The following is a 15,009-nucleotide window of genomic DNA, read 5'->3' on the forward strand; positions in this document are numbered from 1 at the left end:
TGAGGAGGTATTCATCGTGAAACGTACTTATCAACCAAGTAAACTTCGTCGTGCGCGCAAACACGGATTCCGTAACCGTATGTCAACTAAAAACGGTCGTCGCGTATTGGCAGCTCGTCGTCGTAAAGGACGCAAAGTTTTGGCTGCATAATCCAAACGAACCATAACAAAAATCAGTAGGAACTCGAGTCTACTGATTTTTATTTTTGTAAAAAAGTTCAAAAAGGCTTTATATTTTTGCTCAAATAGTGTATAATATTTCACATACTGTAAAAAATGGAGAATAATCATGAAGAAATCAAAAGTTATGCTTTTTGGAGCTATGGCTTTGACAGCAGGTCTAGCTCTAGCGGCATGCGGGTCATCCCAATCAAGCAATGCAGACAAGACATACTCTTATATCTTTGTCAGCAACCCTGATACCTTGGATTACATTACCTCTACACGAGATTCTACATCTAGTATCACAACCAACTTGATTGATGGTTTGTTGGAAAATGACCAGTATGGCAATCTCATCCCATCTATGGCTGAGTCATGGACAGTGTCAAAAGATGGCTTGACTTACACTTATAAGATCCGTCAGGGAGCTAAATGGTACACTTCTGAAGGAGAAGAGTATGCAGATGTAACCGCTCATGACTTTGTGACAGGTCTTAAGTATGCGGCTGATAAAAAGGCTGAAAACTTGTACTTGGTACAAGACTCTATCAAGGGGCTAGCAGATTATGTTGAAGGGAAATCATCTGATTTTGGAACTGTTGGTGTTAAGGCGGTGGATGATTACACGCTACAATACACTCTCAACCAACCTGAGACTTATTGGAACTCTAAAACAACAGCAAGTATCCTTAGTCCTGTAAATGAAGCCTTCTTGAAGTCTCAGGGAGATGACTTTGGAAGTGTGACACCATCAAGTATCTTGTCAAATGGTCCTTACTTGTTTAAATCCTTCACATCAAAATCTTTGATTGAATTTGATAAAAACCCTAATTACTGGGATAAGGATAATGTTAAAATCGAGAAAGTGAAACTCTCATTCTTTGACGGTTCTGATCAAGACAGCATTGCTAGAGGTTTCTTGGATGGTAACTATACAGATGGTCGTATCTTCCCAACAAGTTCAGTCTTTGCTGAACTCAAGAAGGGAAATGAGGACAAGATTACCTATACACCGCAAAACTCAGTTACCTTCTACTATCTTTTCAACGTAAATCGTCAAAGCTACAAGCAGACTATGAAACAGTCTGATAAGGAAAAGACAGATTCACGCGCAGCTATGCAAAATAAAGATTTCCGTCAGGCTATCAACTTTGCCTTTGATCGTCATGCCTATGCAGCGCAGACAAATGGTGAAGATGGAGCAGACCGTATCTTGCGTAATACGATTACACCAAGTAACTTTGTTCAAGTTGGCGATAAGAACTTTGGTGACATTGTCAATGAGAAAATTGTCAACTACGGTAAAGATTGGGCAAATATTAACCTAAACGATGGTAAGCAAGCCTTCTTGAATCCTGAAAAGGCCAAAGAGAAGTTTGCTAAGGCCAAAGAAAGTCTGCAAGCACAGGGAGTAACTTTCCCAATTCATTTGGATATGCCAGTTGACCAGACTGCTAAGTTGGATGTGCAACAGGCTGGATCGTTCAAACAAACAGTGGAAGAAACTCTTGGTAAGGAGAATGTAGTTATCGATGTTATCCAACTTTCTCCAGATGAAAAAGACCAGGCAACCTACTTTGCAGATACAGCAGAACAAAAAGACTACGATATCGACATCTCGGGATGGGGTGGAGATTACTCAGATCCTAAGACTTACCTAGCTATTCTTGATCCAGAGACAGGTTCTCAGTTGAAAAACATGGGCTTGTCTGAAGGAAAAGACAAGGAAGTTAAGGACAAGATTGGTCTTTCTGACTATAAGAAACTCTTGGATCAGGCTGATGCGGAAATAACAGATACTCAAGCCCGCTATGAAAAATATGCTGAAGCCCAAGCTTGGTTGACAGATAGTGCCCTCTTCCTACCAGTTCAAAGTGGTGGAGCTAACCCAATCTTCCGTAAGACTGTACCGTTTACAGGCCCATTCTCATTCGTTGGTCATAAGGGAAATGCGGACAACTACAAATATGTTGAATTGCAAAAAGAGCCAGTAACTGCTAAACAGTACCAAGAACTTTATGAAAAATGGCTAAAAGAAAAAGCTGAGTCAAATAAAAAAGCTCAGGAAGATTTAGCTAACCACATTCAATGATATTCCTAGTCATGCTTTTCAGTTAATACTCTTCGAAAATCTCTTCAAACCACGTCAGCGTTGCCTTACCGTATATATGTTACTGACTTCGTCAGTTCTATCTGCAACCTCAAAACAGTGTTTTGAGCTGACTTCGTCAGTTTCATCTACAACCTCAAAGCAGTGCTTTGAGCAGCCTGCGGCTAGCTTCCTAGTTTGCTCTTTGATTTTCATTGAGTATAAGCATAGTGGATGGATTCAGAAAAAGGCCTTACCAGACGCTTATTGGTTCTGGTAGGGCCTTTTCTTTATTCTTTTAAGTGATAAGAGTAGCTAGCGACAACGACGTCTTGGTGCCAACGAAGGGAATATTTGAGTTTGAGACTCATCTGATTATGCAGGATATTTTGCCAAGGTTTATTTGGGATAAACTGGGGAACGAGGACAGTGACTGTATAGTTCTTTTTCTGAGCTTCCTCGGAAATACGTTTGACATACTTGACAGTAGGCGTGATGATGTCGCGGTAGCTGGTCTTGATGTTCTTCAGAGTAATGGTTGGGAAGTAATCGGCAAATTCTTGGAGAATTTCTTGGTCTTTCTCTGTTGTTTCCTTAGTAGAAATGTGCATGGCTAGGACTTCATCTCCGATACTTTGGGCATAGTTAATGGCTCCAACGCTGACGCGGGTGACATTTCCTACTAGGACGAGAACTAGATTTCCATTGTAGGTACGTTTTTCGATGCCTTCATATAGTCGTAGTTGTTGGGCCACTTTTTGGTAATGACTGTGAATCGCCAAGAAGAGTAGGGTGAGTACGAGAATAATCGGGAAGAAAGGCCAGATATCACTGAGACGGAAAAAGAGCAGGATTAGCACGATAGCGTAGCAAATGATAGCCCCAAGGATATTGGCAAGAGCAGGTTTTAAGAAATTTGCCCCTTTTTCTTTTTTCCAATGGAGAATCATCCCAGTCTGAGAAAGGGCAAAGGGAACGAAGACCCCGATAGTATAAAGGGGAATCAAACGTTCGGTATTGCCATTAAAAATGAGAAGAAGAATCATAGCCCCAAATGCCAGAGTTAAAATTCCATTAGAGTAGCCTAGGCGATCTCCTTTTTCCATAAAGAGATGGGGCATGTATTTGTTTTTAGCCATATTGTAAGCCAGCATAGGGAAGGCCGAAAAGCCAGTATTTGCAGCTACGGCCAAAATCAAGGCTGTGGAGAATTGGAAGATATAATAGCCAAGGTGATCTAAGAAGGAATTACCAAGGATGCCTTGAGCCATCTGTGAAAGAATAGTTTCTCCGTGTTGAGGCAGAATCCCCATCCAGTAGTTTAGGAAGGTAATGCCTGCAAAAAGAAAACCTAAAATCAAGGCCATGATGGTCAAGGTTTGAGCGGCATTCTTTTCTTTTGGAGCCTTGAAAAAGGGAACGGCATTTGAAATAGCTTCAACCCCTGTCAGAGAGGCAGAACCACTGGTAAAGGCTCTTAGAATGAGAACGATAGACAGACTCGGAACAGCATGCCCAATAGGTGAAGTTGCCTGATAGCTGAGAGACCCTGTCATTAGTTGAAGGATTCCGTAGAGCAAGAGAAAGACAGTACTGATGATAAAGAGATAGACAGGAATCATCAGTGAACTGGCAGATTCTTTTAAGCCCCGTAAATTCAAGAGCATGAGCAAGCAAACCAGAAAAATGGAGATGTGAAGGTTGTAAGGGTGGAGGACAGGGAGGGCTGCTGTGATAGCATCAGCTCCAGATGATACCGATACCGCCACAGTCAGCATGTAGTCAACCAGCAGACTACCTCCAGCAATTAAGCCTAGCTCGGGAGATAGATTTTCTCGAGTAACCATATAGGCCCCTCCTCCTTGAGGATAGGCATGGATGATTTGACGGTAGGAAACGGTCAGGCTGGCCAGAAGTAGGAGGACAAAAAGGCCGATAGGAAGGCTCCACCATATAGCAAGAGGAGAGAGACTAGCCAAGACGAGGACTACTTGCTCAGGCCCATAGGCAATGGAAGATAGAGCGTCGCTTGACAACATGGCCAAGGCCTGCATTTTTCCCAGCAGTCCCCCCTCGCCTTCTGTTAAGGACTTAAGAGGACGACCGATAAAAGTCTGTTTTAATTTTGTAAACATTGTATTTTCCTTTTCTGAAAATTTCAATAAGTGCTATTATACTGCTTTGAGAAAATAGCGTCAAGAGAGGACGATGGATTTTAGAATATTTTGTACAGATGAGGAGAGAGGGCAGTTTTTTGGTATAATAGAAGATAGAAAACGAGGTTAGAAGAGATGATTTTTGATACACATACACACTTAAATGTAGAAGAATTTGCAGGTCGTGAGGCAGAAGAAATCGCCTTAGCTGCTGATATGGGTGTGACACAGATGAATATTGTTGGTTTTGATCAACCAACGATTGAGCGTGCCTTGGAGTTGGTAGATGAGTACGACCAACTCTATGCAACTATTGGTTGGCATCCGACAGAAGCTGGAACTTACACAGAGGAGATTGAAGCCTACTTGCTTGACAAGCTCAAGCATCCAAAGGTAGTTGCTTTAGGTGAGATTGGTTTGGATTATCATTGGATGACAGCGCCTAAAGAAGTGCAGGAGCAGGTTTTTCGTCGTCAGATTCAGCTATCTAAGAACTTGGATTTGCCTTTTGTTGTCCATACCCGTGATGCGCTGGAAGATACTTATGAGGTTATCAAGAGCGAGGGAGTTGGCCCTCGAGGTGGCATTATGCATTCTTTCTCAGGGACTCTTGAATGGGCAGAGAAGTTTGTCGAGCTTGGCATGACTATTTCCTTCTCAGGAGTGGTGACTTTTAAGAAGGCAACTGACATCCAAGAAGCAGCTAAAGAGTTACCTTTGGACAAGATTTTGGTGGAGACGGATGCTCCCTACTTGGCTCCTGTTCCTAAACGTGGTCGCGAAAACAAAACAGCCTACACTCGCTATGTAGTAGATTTTATCGCGGATTTGCGTGGTATGACGACCGAGGAGTTATCGGCAGCAACGACTGCAAATGCAGAACGAATTTTTGGATTGGATAGCAAGTAATGAAAGAAAAAATTTCTCAAGTCATCGTGGTTGAAGGTCGCGATGATACGGCCAATCTTAAACGTTACTTCGATGTAGAGACCTATGAGACACGAGGTTCTGCCATCAATGAGCAGGATCTAGAGCGGATTCAGCGTCTACACCAACGCCATGGGGTCATTGTCTTTACAGACCCAGATTTTAATGGGGAGCGGATTCGTCGCATGATTATGACGGCCATTCCAACAGTTCAGCATGCCTTTCTCAAACGAGATGAAGCTGTTCCCAAGTCCAAGACCAAGGGGCGTTCTTTGGGAATTGAGCATGCCAGCTATGAAGACCTGAAAACGGCTCTAGCTCAGGTGACAGAACAATTTGAACATGAGAGTCAGTTTGACATCAGTCGTAGCGACTTGATTCGCCTTGGTTTTCTAGCAGGAGCAGATAGCCGTAAGCGCAGAGAATATCTAGGAGAGGCTCTCCGAATCGGCTATTCTAACGGTAAGCAACTCCTCAAGCGCTTAGAGTTGTTTGGGATTACCTTGGCAGAAGTGGAAGAAACCATGAAATCTTATGAGAACAGCTAAGCAGACCCCAAATGTAAGGGGAATGTGTTACAATATAAGTAAGTAGATTTATGTCAGGGGATTCACTTTGATAATATTTAAATTGATGTTTACAAGGAAAGAGTGAAATGAAAATACGAGTTGATAGAGAATCTATCTGCATGGGGGATGATGTTTTCTCTCATCAGATGGATCTTGATGTCCCGAAGGATATGACAGTTGAGGAGTTTTGTAGTTTTCTTCAAAAGGACAGATATCTGCCTAGATTGGATACGGAATGGCTTCTACGACATGGTGGGCAGACAGTAACAAGTTATAATACAGAAACAAAAGAATTGACGAATCCAAATGTTTCTTTAACAGAGCTCATTTATCAGAGTTCAGGAGACAATGAGTTTGTTTGGATAATAAAACGCCGTTTACACTAGAAAAGAGAATAGATGAGAATTGCAGATTATAGCGTGACCAAGGCAGTGCTGGAGCGTCACGGTTTTACTTTTAAAAAGTCCTTTGGGCAAAATTTCTTGACGGATACCAATATTTTACAAAAAATCGTGGATACGGCTGAGATTGATGACCAGGTTAATGTCATCGAAATCGGACCAGGGATTGGTGCCTTGACAGAATTTTTGGCTGAGCGTGCAGCTCAAGTCATGGCCTTTGAGATTGACCACCGTTTGGTACCGATTTTGGCAGATACCTTGCGTGATTTTGACAATGTGACAGTGGTTAACGAGGACATTCTCAAGGTCGATTTGGCGCAGCATATCCAGAATTTCAAAAATCCTGACCTGCCAATCAAGGTAGTAGCCAACTTGCCTTACTACATCACGACGCCTATTCTCATGCACTTGATTGAGAGCGGAATTCCTTTTAGTGAGTTTGTGGTCATGATGCAGAAAGAGGTAGCTGACCGCATTTCCGCTCAACCGAATACCAAGGCTTATGGTAGCTTGTCGATTGCGGTTCAGTACTACATGACTGCCAAGGTTGCCTTCATCGTGCCTCGTACGGTCTTTGTGCCAGCGCCAAATGTGGATTCAGCCATCTTGAAAATGGTCCGCCGTCCAGAGCCAGCTGTAGCAGTGGAAGACGAGAACTTTTTCTTTAAGGTTTCCAAGGCTAGTTTTACCCATCGCCGTAAGACCTTGTGGAATAACTTGACAGGTTACTTTGGCAAGACTGAAGAGGTCAAGGACAAGCTTACTAAGGCTTTGGACCAAGCAGGCTTGTCACCAAGTGTGCGTGGGGAAGCTCTCAGCTTGGCAGAATTTGCCAGCCTAGCAGATGCACTTAAAGGGCAAGGACTCTAAGATGCAGGGACAAATCATTAAAGCCTTGGCAGGCTTCTACTATGTGGAGAGTGAGGGCAAGGTTTATCAGACACGGGCGCGTGGAAATTTCCGTAAAAAAGGCCATACTCCCTACGTTGGGGATTGGGTAGATTTTTCTGCGGAGGAAAATTCAGAAGGCTATATTCTCAAGATTTATGAACGAAAAAACAGTTTGGTCCGTCCGCCCATTGTCAATATCGATCAAGCTGTGGTAATCATGTCCGTCAAGGAACCTGAATTTAACAGCAATTTGCTGGATCGGTTCTTGGTTCTTTTGGAACACAAGGGCATCCATCCAATCGTCTATATTTCCAAAATGGATTTGTTGGAAGATAGGTCAGAATTGGATTTTTACCAACAAACCTATGGTGCTATTGGTTATGATTTTGTGACCAGTAAGGAGGAACTTTTGCCCTTGTTAACAGGCAAGGTTACAGTCTTTATGGGGCAGACAGGTGTTGGGAAGTCAACTCTTCTCAATAAAATCGCACCAAACCTCAATCTTGAAACAGGAGAAATTTCAGACAGTCTGGGTCGTGGGCGCCATACCACTCGAGCTGTTAGTTTTTACAACCTCAATGGAGGTAAAATCGCAGACACACCGGGCTTTTCATCCTTGGACTATGAAGTATCAACGGCGGAAGACCTCAATCAGGCCTTTCCAGAAATCGCTACTGTCAGTCGAGAATGCAAATTCCGCACTTGTACCCACACCCATGAGCCAGCTTGCGCGGTTAAGCTTGCTGTAGAAGAGGGTACCGTTGCGTTCTTCCGTTTTGACAACTATCTGCAATTTCTGAGTGAAATTGAAAATCGCAGAGAAACCTATAAAAAAGTCAGCAAAAAAATTCCAAAATAAGGAGAAACCTATGTCTCAATACAAGATTGCTCCGTCAATTCTGGCAGCAGATTATGCCAACTTTGAACGTGAAATCAAACGCCTAGAAGCAACTGGGGCAGAATATGCCCATATCGATATCATGGATGGGCACTTTGTGCCACAAATCAGTTTTGGTGCAGGTGTGGTCGAAGCTCTTCGCCCTCATAGCAAGATGGTCTTTGACTGCCACTTGATGGTGGCGAATCCTGAACACCACTTAGAAGACTTTGCGCGCGCAGGTGCAGATATCATCAGTATCCATGTAGAAGCAACACCTCATATCCATGGCGCCCTCCAAAAAATTCGTTCTCTAGGGGTCAAACCTTCAGTTGTTATCAATCCTGGCACACCAGTTGAAGCCATCAAGCACGTCCTTCATCTAGTTGACCAAGTTTTAGTCATGACAGTTAACCCAGGCTTTGGTGGGCAAGCCTTTCTGCCAGAAACCATGGATAAGGTTCGTGAGTTGGTTGCACTTCGTAAGGAAAAAGGCTTGAACTTTGAAATCGAAGTGGATGGCGGGATTGATGACCAAACTATTGCTCTGGCCAAAGAAGCTGGTGCGACTGTTTTTGTAGCAGGTTCCTATGTCTTTAAGGGAGATGTCAATGAGCGAGTACAAACTCTCAGAAAACAACTGGACTAGGGTTGCTGTTTTTGCTGGCGGAGACCGCGGTCATTACCGGACGGACTTTGATAGATTTGTCGGTGTGGATCGAGGTTCTCTCTGGGTCTTGGAAGAAGATTTGCCTCTTGCTCTAGCAGTCGGAGATTTTGATTCTGTGACGGAAGAAGAGCGACAGGTGATTCAAAAACGTGCCCAGCATTTTGTTCAAGCCCGACCAGAAAAGGATGATACAGATCTGGAATTGGCTCTCTTAACCATCTTTGAGCAAAATCCTCAGGCTGAGGTCACTATTTTCGGTGCTTTGGGTGGTCGTATTGATCATATGCTAGCTAACGTCTTTCTACCTAGCAATCCCAAATTAGCACCCTATATGCGCCAGATAGCGATTGAAGATGGGCAAAACTTGATTGCCTATTGTCCAGAAGGGACCAGTCAGCTAGAACCTCGCTCGGACTATGACTATCTTGCCTTTATGCCAGTTCGAGATAGCCAGCTGACCATTCTCGGTGCCAAGTATGAGTTGACAGAGGAAAATTTTTTCTTTAAAAAAGTGTACGCTTCTAACGAATATATAGATAGGGAAGTGTCGGTGACTTGCCCAGATGGCTATGTGGTCGTGCTACATAGTAAGGACAGGAGGTAGGATGGAAAGTTTATTAGTTCTATTATTAATTGCCAACCTAGCTGGTATCTTTCTGATTTGGCAAAGGCAGGAGAAGCAGGAGAAACACCTGAGCAAGAGCTTGGAGGATCAGGCAGATCATCTATCAGACCAGTTGGATTACCGTTTTGAACAAGCCAGACAAGCCAGCCAGTTGGATCAAAAAGACTTGGAAGTAGCTGTCAGCGACCGTTTGCAAGAAGTTCGAATCGAGTTGCACCAAGGCTTAACTCAAGTTCGTCAAGAAATGACAGATAATCTCCTCCAAACCAGAGATAAGACCGACCAACGCCTTCAAGCCTTGCAGGAATCAAATGAGCAACGCTTGGAACAAATGCGTCAGACGGTCGAGGAAAAGTTAGAAAAGACCTTGCAAACACGCTTGCAGGCTTCCTTTGAGACAGTTTCCAAACAACTGGAGTCTGTCAATCGTGGCCTTGGAGAAATGCAGACAGTTGCCCGTGATGTTGGAGCTCTTAACAAGGTTCTCTCAGGAACCAAGACGAGAGGGATTCTGGGAGAATTGCAACTGGGGCAAATCATCGAAGACATCATGACTCCTGCCCAGTACGAAAGAGAATACACAACGGTTGAAAACTCCAGTGAACGAGTGGAGTATGCCATCAAGTTACCTGGACAGGGAGACCAGGAATACGTTTATCTACCGATTGACTCCAAGTTTCCACTGGCAGATTATTATCGCCTAGAAGAAGCCTATGAAGCAGGTGACAAGGATGAAATCGAACGCTGTCGTAAGTCACTCCTAGCAAGTGTCAAGCGCTTTGCCAAGGATATCAAGAGCAAGTACATAGCACCGCCTCGGACTACCAATTTTGGAGTTTTATTTGTCCCTACCGAAGGTCTCTACTCAGAAATTGTCCGTAATCCTGTCTTCTTTGATGATTTGAGACGGGAGGAACAGATTATTGTCGCAGGTCCAAGTACCCTATCAGCCCTGCTTAACTCTCTATCAGTTGGCTTCAAGACTCTCAATATCCAAAAGAGTGCCGACCATATTAGCAAGACTCTTGCCAGTGTCAAGACTGAATTTGGCAAGTTTGGTGGCATTCTGGTCAAGGCACAAAAACACCTCCAACATGCCTCTGGCAATATTGATGAACTATTAAACCGTCGTACCACAGCTATTGAGCGGACGCTCCGTCACATTGAGTTATCAGAAGGTGAGCCTGCGCTTGATCTACTCCATTTCCAAGAAAATGAGGAAGAATATGAAGATTAGTCACATGAAAAAAGATGAGCTGTTTGAAGGTTTTTACCTAATCAAATCAGCTGACCTGAGGCAAACTCGTGCTGGGAAAAATTACCTGGCCTTTACCTTCCAAGATGATAGTGGCGAGATTGAGGGGAAACTTTGGGATGCCCAACCTCATAACGTTGAGGCCTTTACTGCAGGTAAGGTTGTTCACATGAAAGGGCGCCGAGAAGTTTATAACAACACCCCTCAGGTCAATCAAATCACCCTACGCCTGCCTCAATCCGGTGAACCCAATGACCCAGCTGATTTCAAGGTCAAGTCGCCAGTTGATGCCAAGCAAATCCGTGACTATATGTCGCAAATGATTTTCAAAATTGAAAATCCTGTCTGGCAACGAATTGTCAGAAATCTCTACACCAAGTACGACAAGGAATTTTACTCCTATCCAGCAGCCAAGACCAACCACCATGCCTTTGAAACGGGTTTGGCTTTCCACACTGCAACCATGGTACGTTTGGCAGATGCTATTAGCGAAGTCTATCCTCAACTTAATAAGAGTCTGCTCTATGCGGGAATTATGCTGCATGACTTGGCTAAGGTCATTGAGTTGACGGGGCCAGACCAGACCGAGTACACAGTGCGAGGCAATCTCCTTGGGCATATTGCTTTGATTGATAGCGAAATTACTAAAACAGTTATGGAACTTGGCATCGATGATACCAAGGAAGAAGTCGTTTTGCTCCGCCACGTCATCCTCAGTCACCATGGCTTACTTGAGTATGGAAGTCCAGTCCGTCCACGCATTATGGAAGCAGAGATTATCCATATGATTGACAATCTGGATGCTAGCATGATGATGATGTCAACAGCTCTTGCTTTGGTGGATAAAGGAGAGATGACCAATAAAATCTTCGCTATGGACAATCGTTCCTTCTATAAACCAGATTTAGATTAATAATTTAAGAAAAATGAGCATTTTTTAGGATAAGAATGTTCGTTTTTTTATGTGAATATGGTATAATAGATAAAATATCAAAATTAAATGAAGTAGGAAATAGAAATGAAATTAAGAAGAAGTGATCGGATGGTTGTCATTTCCAACTATTTGATTAATAATCCTTATAAACTAACTAGTCTCAATACTTTTGCTGAAAAGTATGAATCTGCTAAATCATCCATCTCAGAGGATATCGTGATTATCAAACGCGCCTTTGAGGAAATTGAAATCGGTCATATCCAGACAGTAACTGGTGCTGGTGGTGGTGTCATTTTCACACCATCAATCTCAAGCCATGATGCCAAGGAAATGGTTGAGGACTTGCGTGCCAAGTTGTCAGAAAGTGACCGTATCTTGCCAGGTGGCTATATCTACCTGTCTGATTTGCTTAGCACACCAGCTATCTTGAAAAATATTGGTCGCATTATTGCCAAGAGCTTTATGGACCAAAAAATTGATGCGGTTATGACCGTAGCGACTAAGGGTGTGCCACTTGCAAATGCAGTTGCCAATGTCCTCAATGTTCCTTTTGTTATTGTGCGCCGTGACCTGAAAATTACCGAAGGTTCAACTGTCAGCGTCAACTATGTGTCCGGTTCAAGTGGTGACCGTATCGAGAAAATGTTCCTTTCAAAACGTAGTCTCAAGGCAGGCAGCCGTGTCTTGATTGTGGATGACTTCTTGAAAGGTGGCGGAACTGTCAATGGGATGATCAGCCTCTTGCGTGAGTTTGATTCAGAATTGGCAGGTGTAGCGGTCTTTGCGGATAATGCTCAAGAAGAACGCGAAAAGCAGTTTGACTACAAGTCACTCTTGAAGGTAACCAATATTGATGTCAAGAACCAAGCCATCGATGTTGAGGTTGGCAATATCTTTGACGAAGATAAATAAGAGATAGAACTAAAGGTTGGAACGATTGTCCCAGCCTTTCTTTGCAAATAGAATAGAAGGAAACTTATGAAAACACCATTTATCAATAAAGAAGACTTAGAAAAGATTGTTGCCGAGTTCCCGACACCTTTTCACTTGTATGATGAGAAGGGGATTCGTGAGAAGGCAAGAGCCGTCAACAAAGCCTTTTCGTGGAACAAGGGCTTTAAGGAATATTTTGCAGTTAAGGCTACTCCAACCCCAGCTATTTTGAAAATTCTCCAAGAGGAAGGCTGTGGCGTGGACTGCTCTAGTTATGTAGAACTTTTGATGAGCCATAAACTGGATTTCCCTGGTTCTGAGATTATGTTCTCTTCTAATAATACGCCAGACAAGGAATATGCCTATGCGCGTGAATTGGGTGCGACCATTAACTTGGATGCTTTTGAAGATATTGAACATCTAGAGCGTGCAGCAGGCATTCCAGAAATTATCTCTTGTCGTTACAATCCTGGAGGCGTTTTTGAACTGGGGACAGACATTATGGACAATCCTGGAGAAGCCAAGTTTGGCATGACCAAGGACCAGCTCTTTGAAGCCTTTGCCATCTTGAAGGAAAAAGGAGCTAAGACTTTTGGGATTCACTCCTTCCTAGCGTCCAATACCGTGACCCATCTCTATTATCCAGAGTTGGCTCGTCAGCTTTTTGAATTGGCTGTTGAAATCAAGGAAAAGTTGGGCATTTCGCTAGACTTTATCAATCTTTCTGGCGGTATTGGTGTCAATTATCGTCCAGACCAGGAGCCGAACGATATCGCCTTGATTGGTGAGGGAGTTCGTAAGGTTTATGAAGAAGTTCTTACGCCAGCAGGTCTTGGTCAGGTCAAGATTTTTACCGAATTGGGTCGTTTTATGTTGGCACCTCACGGTGCTTTAGTCACAAGAGTGACTCATAAGAAAAAAACCTACCGTACTTATCTGGGTGTGGATGCATCAGCAGTCAACCTCATGCGTCCAGCCATGTATGGAGCCTACCATCATATTACTAACGTGACCCATCCAGATGGACCAGCTGAAGTGGTAGATGTGGTTGGTTCACTCTGTGAAAACAATGATAAATTTGCAGTGAATCGCGAACTGCCTCATACAGAAATCGGTGATTTGCTGGTAATTCATGATACAGGTGCTCACGGTTTTTCAATGGGCTACCAGTACAATGCCAAACTTCGTTCTGCGGAAATCCTCTATACCGAAGAAGGCAAAGTCCGTCAAATCCGCCGTGCAGAGCGCCCTGAGGACTACTTTGCAACCTTGTATGGCTTTGATTTTGAAGAATAAAATGATAAGTAATTGAAAATGAAATTGAAAAACAGATTGCTTTCTAAAAAATAGGCAAAAATCTTGTTTTTCCTTCAAGTCATGATATAATAAAACTATAAAACGTTTTCAAGGAAGGTAACGATATGTCTGAAGAAACAATTGATTATGGACAAGTGACAGGAATGGTGCATTCGACAGAAAGCTTTGGGTCAGTAGATGGGCCTGGTATTCGCTTTATTGTCTTTTTGCAGGGCTGTCACATGCGTTGCCAGTATTGCCATAACCCGGATACTTGGGCTATGGAGTCCAATAAGTCACGTGAACGGACGGTAGATGATGTCTTGGCAGAGGCCTTGCGCTACCGCGGTTTCTGGGGAAATAAGGGAGGGATTACAGTCAGTGGAGGAGAAGCCCTCTTGCAGATTGATTTCTTGATTGCCCTCTTTACCAAGGCTAAGGAACAAGGAATCCACTGTACTTTGGACACCTGTGCCCTTCCTTTCCGTAATAAACCACGTTACCTTGAAAAGTTTGACAAACTCATGGCTGTCACTGACTTGGTTCTCTTGGATATCAAGGAAATCAACGAAGAACAGCACAAAATTGTCACTAGCCAAACCAATAAAAATATCTTGGCTTGTGCCCAGTATCTATCAGATATTGGAAAGCCTGTCTGGATTCGCCACGTGCTAGTTCCAGGTTTGACAGATAGAGATGATGACTTGATTGAACTTGGTAAGTTCGTCAAGACCCTCAAAAATGTTGATAAGTTTGAAATTCTACCTTATCACACCATGGGTGAGTTCAAATGGCGTGAACTGGGAATTCCATATTCGCTCGAAGGGGTCAAACCTCCAACAGCAGACCGCGTCAAGAACGCTAAAAAACTCATGGATACCGAAAGTTATCAAGACTATATGAAACGTGTACATGGATAAAAAAGAAGCCTGATGGAAACATCGGGCTTTTGATACTCAATGAAAATCAAAGAGCAAACTAGGAAGCTAGCCGCAGGCTGCTCAAAACAGTGTTTTGAGGTTGTGGATAGAACTGACGAAGTCAGTAACCAGACCTACGGCAAGGCGAAGCTGACGTGGTTTGAAGAGATTTGCGAAGAGTATGACTAGCAAAAAGACTTAGCAAACCAGCTAAGCCTTTTTCTTCTGGCTCTATAATATTTGTAGTGGGTAAATCTCCTATAAATATTATGGAGCCTATTTTTGTGTAGAAAAAAAGTCCCAT

15 protein-coding genes and 1 pseudogene are annotated in these 15,009 nt (G+C 43.3%); 14 read left to right on the plus strand and 2 right to left on the minus strand.

Annotated features, from left to right (window positions below; translation table 11 throughout):
• The first annotated feature begins 16 nt into the window (after nt 1-16).
• Nucleotides 17-151 carry a 50S ribosomal protein L34 gene (gene rpmH, locus K1I71_RS04715; protein WP_000831905.1) on the plus strand — a complete coding sequence of 45 codons (135 nt, stop codon included), beginning with the start codon at nt 17-19 and terminating at the stop codon, nt 149-151.
• A 138-nt stretch (nt 152-289) separates the two neighbouring features.
• Complete coding sequence (locus K1I71_RS04720; RefSeq protein ID WP_223330335.1) at nt 290-2,254, plus strand: peptide ABC transporter substrate-binding protein; 1,965 nt, start codon at nt 290-292, stop codon at nt 2,252-2,254.
• A gap of 287 nt (nt 2,255-2,541) precedes the next feature.
• Here the strand turns inward: K1I71_RS04720 and K1I71_RS04725 are convergent, their stop codons facing one another.
• Nucleotides 2,542-4,386 (minus strand): APC family permease, encoded by a 1,845-nt coding sequence (locus K1I71_RS04725; RefSeq protein WP_223330336.1) that lies wholly within the window; start codon nt 4,384-4,386, stop codon nt 2,542-2,544.
• Nucleotides 4,387-4,542: 156 nt separating this feature from the next.
• Here K1I71_RS04725 and K1I71_RS04730 point away from each other — a divergent pair, with 156 nt between their 5' ends.
• The 12 genes from K1I71_RS04730 to pflA all read left to right on the plus strand — a co-directional run bounded on the left by K1I71_RS04730 (nt 4,543) and on the right by pflA (nt 14,705).
• A complete protein-coding gene (locus K1I71_RS04730; protein WP_033688098.1) occupies nt 4,543-5,316 on the plus strand; it encodes a TatD family hydrolase in 774 nt (257 codons plus the stop codon).
• On the plus strand, nt 5,316-5,882 hold the full coding sequence (gene rnmV / locus K1I71_RS04735) for a ribonuclease M5 (protein ID WP_033688099.1): 567 nt from the start codon (nt 5,316-5,318) through the stop codon (nt 5,880-5,882). Before K1I71_RS04730 ends, rnmV begins: the two co-directional genes overlap by 1 nt.
• A 107-nt stretch (nt 5,883-5,989) precedes the next feature.
• Nucleotides 5,990-6,289, plus strand: coding sequence for a hypothetical protein (locus K1I71_RS04740; RefSeq protein ID WP_033688101.1), 300 nt, complete (start codon nt 5,990-5,992; stop codon nt 6,287-6,289).
• 12 nt (nt 6,290-6,301) lie between these two features.
• Nucleotides 6,302-7,174: a 16S rRNA (adenine(1518)-N(6)/adenine(1519)-N(6))-dimethyltransferase RsmA gene (gene rsmA / locus K1I71_RS04745; protein WP_004255823.1), complete on the plus strand. Its 873-nt coding sequence runs from the start codon at nt 6,302-6,304 to the stop codon at nt 7,172-7,174.
• A gap of 1 nt (nt 7,175) precedes the next feature.
• Nucleotides 7,176-8,054: a ribosome small subunit-dependent GTPase A gene (gene rsgA / locus K1I71_RS04750; RefSeq protein WP_223330337.1), complete on the plus strand. Its 879-nt coding sequence runs from the start codon at nt 7,176-7,178 to the stop codon at nt 8,052-8,054.
• 10 nt (nt 8,055-8,064) lie between these two features.
• A complete protein-coding gene (gene rpe, locus K1I71_RS04755; protein ID WP_042750012.1) occupies nt 8,065-8,721 on the plus strand; it encodes a ribulose-phosphate 3-epimerase in 657 nt (218 codons plus the stop codon).
• The gene (locus tag K1I71_RS04760; RefSeq protein ID WP_223330338.1) at nt 8,684-9,346 is read left to right on the plus strand and encodes a thiamine diphosphokinase; all 663 of its coding nucleotides are present in this window, start codon (nt 8,684-8,686) and stop codon (nt 9,344-9,346) included. Before rpe ends, K1I71_RS04760 begins: the two co-directional genes overlap by 38 nt.
• 1 nt (nt 9,347) lies before the next feature.
• Nucleotides 9,348-10,604, plus strand: a complete 1,257-nt coding sequence (locus K1I71_RS04765) for a DNA recombination protein RmuC (RefSeq protein WP_223330339.1) — start codon at nt 9,348-9,350, stop codon at nt 10,602-10,604.
• Entirely contained in the window at nt 10,594-11,535 is a 942-nt protein-coding gene (locus K1I71_RS04770; protein WP_223330340.1) for a 3'-5' exoribonuclease YhaM family protein, read from the plus strand. Before K1I71_RS04765 ends, K1I71_RS04770 begins: the two co-directional genes overlap by 11 nt.
• 105 nt (nt 11,536-11,640) lie before the next feature.
• Nucleotides 11,641-12,468 carry a pur operon repressor gene (purR, locus tag K1I71_RS04775; protein WP_004238844.1) on the plus strand — a complete coding sequence of 276 codons (828 nt, stop codon included), beginning with the start codon at nt 11,641-11,643 and terminating at the stop codon, nt 12,466-12,468.
• 66 nt (nt 12,469-12,534) lie between these two features.
• Complete coding sequence (locus K1I71_RS04780) at nt 12,535-13,785, plus strand: diaminopimelate decarboxylase (protein ID WP_223330341.1); 1,251 nt, start codon at nt 12,535-12,537, stop codon at nt 13,783-13,785.
• Nucleotides 13,786-13,910: 125 nt separating this feature from the next.
• Nucleotides 13,911-14,705 carry a pyruvate formate-lyase-activating protein gene (gene pflA, locus K1I71_RS04785; protein ID WP_033683045.1) on the plus strand — a complete coding sequence of 265 codons (795 nt, stop codon included), beginning with the start codon at nt 13,911-13,913 and terminating at the stop codon, nt 14,703-14,705.
• A gap of 121 nt (nt 14,706-14,826) precedes the next feature.
• Here pflA and K1I71_RS04790 read toward each other — a convergent pair.
• Nucleotides 14,827-15,009: pseudogene (locus tag K1I71_RS04790) on the minus strand (hypothetical protein); the annotation flags it as partial.

The organism is Streptococcus mitis, assembly GCF_019929545.1.
Classification (GTDB): Bacteria; Bacillota; Bacilli; order Lactobacillales; family Streptococcaceae; genus Streptococcus; species Streptococcus mitis_BU.

Bases quoted from the DNA above. Each gene is read 5' to 3' on its own strand.
- rsmA (WP_004255823.1), top strand. From the start codon at position 6,302: ATGAGAATTGCAGATTATAGCGTGACCAAGGCAGTGCTGGAGCGTCAC.
- pflA (WP_033683045.1), top strand. From the start codon at position 13,911: ATGTCTGAAGAAACAATTGATTATGGACAAGTGACAGGAATGGTGCAT.
- K1I71_RS04780 (WP_223330341.1), top strand. From the start codon at position 12,535: ATGAAAACACCATTTATCAATAAAGAAGACTTAGAAAAGATTGTTGCC.
- K1I71_RS04725 (WP_223330336.1), bottom strand. From the start codon at position 4,386: ATGTTTACAAAATTAAAACAGACTTTTATCGGTCGTCCTCTTAAGTCC.
- K1I71_RS04760 (WP_223330338.1), top strand. From the start codon at position 8,684: ATGAGCGAGTACAAACTCTCAGAAAACAACTGGACTAGGGTTGCTGTT.
- K1I71_RS04730 (WP_033688098.1), top strand. From the start codon at position 4,543: ATGATTTTTGATACACATACACACTTAAATGTAGAAGAATTTGCAGGT.
- rsgA (WP_223330337.1), top strand. From the start codon at position 7,176: ATGCAGGGACAAATCATTAAAGCCTTGGCAGGCTTCTACTATGTGGAG.
- K1I71_RS04740 (WP_033688101.1), top strand. From the start codon at position 5,990: ATGAAAATACGAGTTGATAGAGAATCTATCTGCATGGGGGATGATGTT.
- rpe (WP_042750012.1), top strand. From the start codon at position 8,065: ATGTCTCAATACAAGATTGCTCCGTCAATTCTGGCAGCAGATTATGCC.
- K1I71_RS04720 (WP_223330335.1), top strand. From the start codon at position 290: ATGAAGAAATCAAAAGTTATGCTTTTTGGAGCTATGGCTTTGACAGCA.
- K1I71_RS04770 (WP_223330340.1), top strand. From the start codon at position 10,594: ATGAAGATTAGTCACATGAAAAAAGATGAGCTGTTTGAAGGTTTTTAC.
- K1I71_RS04765 (WP_223330339.1), top strand. From the start codon at position 9,348: ATGGAAAGTTTATTAGTTCTATTATTAATTGCCAACCTAGCTGGTATC.
- rnmV (WP_033688099.1), top strand. From the start codon at position 5,316: ATGAAAGAAAAAATTTCTCAAGTCATCGTGGTTGAAGGTCGCGATGAT.
- purR (WP_004238844.1), top strand. From the start codon at position 11,641: ATGAAATTAAGAAGAAGTGATCGGATGGTTGTCATTTCCAACTATTTG.